The 4,698-nt window shown below is 56.0% G+C and carries 3 protein-coding genes and 2 pseudogenes; 1 reads left to right on the top strand and 4 read right to left on the bottom strand.

Translation table 11 applies throughout. From position 1 onward, the window contains the following. The first annotated feature begins 2 nt into the window (after positions 1-2). On the top strand, positions 3-1,295 hold the full coding sequence (locus Q1B15_RS11315; protein WP_299753843.1) for a TRAP transporter large permease subunit: 1,293 nt from the start codon (positions 3-5) through the stop codon (positions 1,293-1,295). A 78-nt stretch (positions 1,296-1,373) separates the two neighbouring features. Here the strand turns inward: Q1B15_RS11315 and Q1B15_RS11310 are convergent. From Q1B15_RS11310 to Q1B15_RS11295, 4 genes and pseudogenes are all read right to left on the bottom strand, one after another. After that, positions 1,374-1,842: pseudogene (locus Q1B15_RS11310) on the bottom strand (DDE-type integrase/transposase/recombinase); the annotation flags it as partial. Between the two features lie 211 nt (positions 1,843-2,053). After that, a complete protein-coding gene (locus Q1B15_RS11305; RefSeq protein ID WP_299753842.1) occupies positions 2,054-3,619 on the bottom strand; it encodes an AMP-binding protein in 1,566 nt (521 codons plus the stop codon). Next, positions 3,591-4,367, bottom strand: coding sequence for an enoyl-CoA hydratase/isomerase family protein (locus Q1B15_RS11300; protein ID WP_299753841.1), 777 nt, complete (start codon positions 4,365-4,367; stop codon positions 3,591-3,593). Before Q1B15_RS11300 ends, Q1B15_RS11305 begins: the two co-directional genes overlap by 29 nt. A gap of 92 nt (positions 4,368-4,459) precedes the next feature. Continuing rightward, positions 4,460-4,698: pseudogene (locus Q1B15_RS11295) on the bottom strand (IS6 family transposase); the annotation flags it as partial.

Below are 4,698 nucleotides of genomic sequence, written 5' to 3'. Positions count from 1 at the left end.
CGATCGTTCTGTTCCTATTCGTTCTCTTTCTACTCTTGGGCACCGGTGTCTGGGTCGGCGTTGCCCTAATGGGTGTTGCCTGGGTAGGGATGGAGCTATTCACCTCGAGACCGGTGGGTGACACCATGATCACGACGATCTGGGCCACTTCATCATCCTGGACACTGACGGCGCTGCCGCTCTTCATCTGGATGGGTGAGATCCTCTATCGAACTCGATTGTCCGAGGATATGTTCAAAGGCCTGTCCCCCTGGCTGGCACGTCTTCCTGGCGGTTTGGTCCATACCAACATTGTTGGCTGCACCGTCTTCGCGGCTGTCTCAGGCTCATCTGCCGCGACGCTGACGACGGTCGGCAAAATGTCGATCCCTGAATTGCGCGCGCGCAATTACCCTGAGCATATTGTCATCGGCACACTGGCCGGCGCGGCGACGCTTGGCTTGATGATACCGCCGTCGTTGGCATTGATTGTCTATGGTGTGACGGTCAACGAATCTATTACGCAACTGTTCTTCGCAGGGGTTTTCCCAGGGCTTTTTCTGGCGCTCATGTTCATGGGCTACGTCGCGGCCTATTCGGTCTTTTCGAAAGGCTGGAAACCCACCGCTGAAGTCGCGATGTCGTTTAGCGAAAAACTTTCGAACTCGCGTTTTCTGCTGCCGGTCATTCTGCTGATTCTTGTTGTCATCGGCTCAATGTATACCGGCATCGCTACTGCGACCGAGGCTGCAGCATTCGGTGTTATAGGCTCGCTTGCCCTGGCGGCGGGGCAGGGCTCACTCAATTGGACCAGCTTCCGCGAAAGCCTGATGGGGGCAACCCGTACGTCAGCCATGATCATGCTGATCCTTGCGGGGGCGGCGTTCCTGAAACTTTCCATGGGCTTTACGGGTTTGCCGCGCGCTCTGGCGGACGGCATCGCCGTAATGGAACTGACGCGTTTTCAACTGTTGATGGCGCTTTTGGTTTTCTACATCATCCTCGGCATGTTCCTCGACGGTATCTCTTCGGTGGTGCTGACAATGGCGGTTGTGGAACCGATGGTCCGTGAGGCGGGTATTGATCTGATCTGGTTCGGCATCTTCGTCGTCGTTGTTGTTGAGATGGCGCAAATCACACCACCGATCGGGTTCAATCTGTTCGTTTTGCAGGGAATGACGGACCACGAAATGGGCTATATAGCCAAGGCCGCGCTGCCTATGTTCCTGATCATGGTAGTAATGTGCTTTGTGCTGATCTGGTTCCCAGATCTGGCGCTTTGGTTGCCGGAAAAACTGCGCGATGGCCAGGGATGATGACGCAATACTTTGGTCGGGCGCTTGAGTTCTGCACCCGACACGGCCGCCTAGGTCTTGTGGCAGGCCTGGCGGTTGGGCGTTGCCTATGACTTTCATTGCAGCGCCGTGGACGCCTAAGTTCGTCCGTCACGATTACTTCCAGACTTCCCTAGCGCTTCGTTGATTGTCTTATGAATCTCAACGCCGCTTTGCGATCCCGTCGCTTGGCAACCTAGCTTTCCAGGACTTCTGCGTCGTGATCCAAAGCCGTCCAAAGGGTGGGCGTTTCGCAGTTAATCTTCACGAAAACCAGCTCCAGATGCCACTGCCAGTTCGAATTCGCGCGCATCCAGCTGACCCGGTTTCTTCGGATCTCAGCAGCAAACATCTGGCCAAATCTATTCTACCAGAACCGAACCGTTTCATGGCTGATTTCGATACCGCGTTCATGCAGAAGACCCTCCAAATTCCGCGTCGAGAGCGGAAACCTAACATAAAGTATCGCGGCTAGGCGATTGATTTCGTGCGAGGTTTTGAAATAATGAATAGGACTGCGTTTTGTCATCCTCAAATGCTGCGAAACTGCCCTGCCCGCCCAAGCCGGCGTCTTCCGCCATCACCAGTTCAAGTAATCGAGAAAGTTGTAAAGGCCTGCAAATTATATGTACGTATCGCTTTAGAGGCGAACATCGGCTGTATCAGCGCGGTTATCAAATACACCATAGCACAGCCGGTTGAACGCACGCGCCGCAAAGCCGTAGGATTTAATCCCGAGCTTACTGGCCATCGCCTAAATCGATCGCATCGGCCAGATCGACATCAAGACAGTCCTTTCTGATCCTCTGACTTGGGGTTCGCTCAAAGCCCTGGACTTGCTTCCAGTACCGGGGAACATGCTGTCGGGGAAGATGTACTTGGCACCACTCCGCAATTTTGATGAGATCCAAAACGATACCTTCGCGCATAACTATGAAACAAAGGATATCCGCTTCGCCGATCTCGGACGGCACGCCAACGATGGCCGTTTCAGCAATATCAGGGTGACCGGCCAATCCAGTCTCGATTTCCCAAGCCGAGATATTTTCACCGCGGCGACGCAAGGAATCAGTCTTTCGTCCCAGAAAGAAATAATTACCCTCTACATCCCGCCGTCCCAAGTCTCCGGTGTAAAGCCAGCCTCCTTTCAAAAGTCGCGCAGTCGCTTCCGCATCCCCAAGATAACCGGGGGTCAGAAGCCCACTATGCCGGGGCCTGACGGCGATCTCTCCTACGGCCCCCTCGCCCACAAGCTGCCCGTCTTCCTCGACCAGCTCCACGTCCATCCAAGGCAACACCTGCCCGATCGACCCGATTGTTCCCCTGTCATCGACCATGGTGAAGCTTGATGCCTCGGTCATCCCAAAGACTTCGCGGATCGGGATCGAAAATCGCTCAATGAAATCACGGCGCGTCTCGGGCCTGCATCCACCGCCGAAGGCCAGCTTGATGGGATGATCCTTGTCGTCTTGTTGTTCTTGCGATTTCAGCAAAATCTCAAGGATGCCGCCCAGATAGTGAAGCTTGTTTACCTCATGGGCGCGCACCAGCGGCCAAAATTTTCTGGCACTGAATCGTTTTACGACAACCAGCCGCGCACTATGGATCAAGGCCATTATGACAAGTTGCGGGCCGCCGATATGGTGCATCGGCTCCCACATCAGAAATGCATCTCCTGCCTCGCATTTGCTGGCAAGGGCGCATCCAGCGGCCGAGGCCAGAAGCATTCTTTCCGTGACCATCACGCCTTTGGGCGGTCCTGTCGTGCCGGAAGTAAACAGAACTGCGCACACATTGTCAGAGTCAGATGGCACAGGGTCGGGAAAATGGTTCAGACCCGGAGGCTCTGGCCACACCCAGCTATCTACCTCTAGAATGGTACTTAAGTCATTGTGGCCAGACGCTATAAGGTTATGGACGGCGTGCGGAGCTGCGATGACAAGGTCCGGCTTTGCAATCGAAAGGACATGGGCCAGGGATGGTCCGCGAGCATCGGGCGCTTGAGGCACCCATGTCGCCCCTACCAGCGACAGAGCGAGGAACAGCGCGATGTAGCTCGGCCCGGCATCCATCATCGTCAGCACGGTATCGCCCGGTTTGACGCCAAGACTTCGTAACTTACTGGCAAAAGCGTGGCCAACCGATGCGACTTCGGCCGTCGTGATCTGCCTATGTTCCCACGTGATCAGAACCCGGTCCGGTTCACTTGCAGCGCGATCAAGCAACAAGCCGGCAAGCGTGCCGCAGAATGGGGCAGAGGCGAAGGGACCTTCGGCCTTAGTCACGCTTGCGGCCGCCTCTAGCATCCAGAAAAGCCTGCGTTGAGGCGTGCATTTCACCGGAACCAAACGAGGCGCGGTGGTACTTCTTGGCAGCGGCGACGGCGTCTTCAAGCCCCGGCTCGAGCACCTCAAAAAATCTCCGCTTAATTAGCTTCATTGCAGTTTTGGGCTTGGCCCCCAAGTTGCGGGCAACGCTCACAGCTCGGTCCAGAACGCAGCTCTGTTCGGCAATCTCGTGAAGCACCCCAAGCCGAAGCGCTTCTTCGGCGTCCATCAACCGGCCCGTCAGGGTCAGTTCAATGGTCCGCGACAGGCCAAGAACCTCGCGCATGATCCAAGGGCCTGTAATGCTGACGATTCCCGAGTTAATTTCGGGCTGACCCAATCTGACGCCCGAGTGGCCGATCCGGATGTCGGTCAGCAAAACAAACTGAAAAGCCGAGCCCGCAGCAACGCCGTTGATTGCAGAAACCACTGGCACTTCGATTGAGCGGATGGCTCGGTACAGCCTTGAAAAGCCGTCAATCCAGACTTCCGCGAAATCCTCATCGAAGTCTGTGGCTTCGTTCAGGTCCTGTCCCGCACAGAAGGCCCGCTCCCCTGCCCCGGTCAAGACGATTGAGGTCACGGTCGAGTCCTCGGACGCCGCCTCCAGCGCTTCTATAAGTTTCGCGCGCATGGCCATATCCCACGCGTTCATTCGGTCAGGCCGGTTCAGCGTGATGACCAGACAGCCGTCTGATATCGTCGTCAGAATTGTATCATCCATCATGTGCCAGACCTCCACCGCTTGCTACCCCGCAAGCCAATCAGGAACGTCTCAGGGATTGCAACCAGAAACTGGTTTGCAGTCCGGTTTAGGGGCTATCTACAGGGCGCCGTCAGACGAGTGCGAACCAGTCTCTCATACAACTGCCAGTGAGAGGCCGAGCGCATGCAGTTGATCGGGATCCTAGAGACCTGCACCGGGAACATCGGACCGAAGCATTGCGACCAGAACCGGGCCGTCTCATAGCCGATTTCGATACCGCGCTCATGCTGCAGGTCTGCAACATTGCGAAGCGGAAGTGGGAAACGAGCGTAAATCATCACCGAAAGGCGGC

The organism is uncultured Boseongicola sp., from assembly GCF_937988555.1.
In the GTDB taxonomy this organism is placed as follows: Bacteria; Pseudomonadota; Alphaproteobacteria; order Rhodobacterales; family Rhodobacteraceae; genus Boseongicola.
This window is presented reverse-complemented; position numbering and strand designations above follow the sequence as displayed.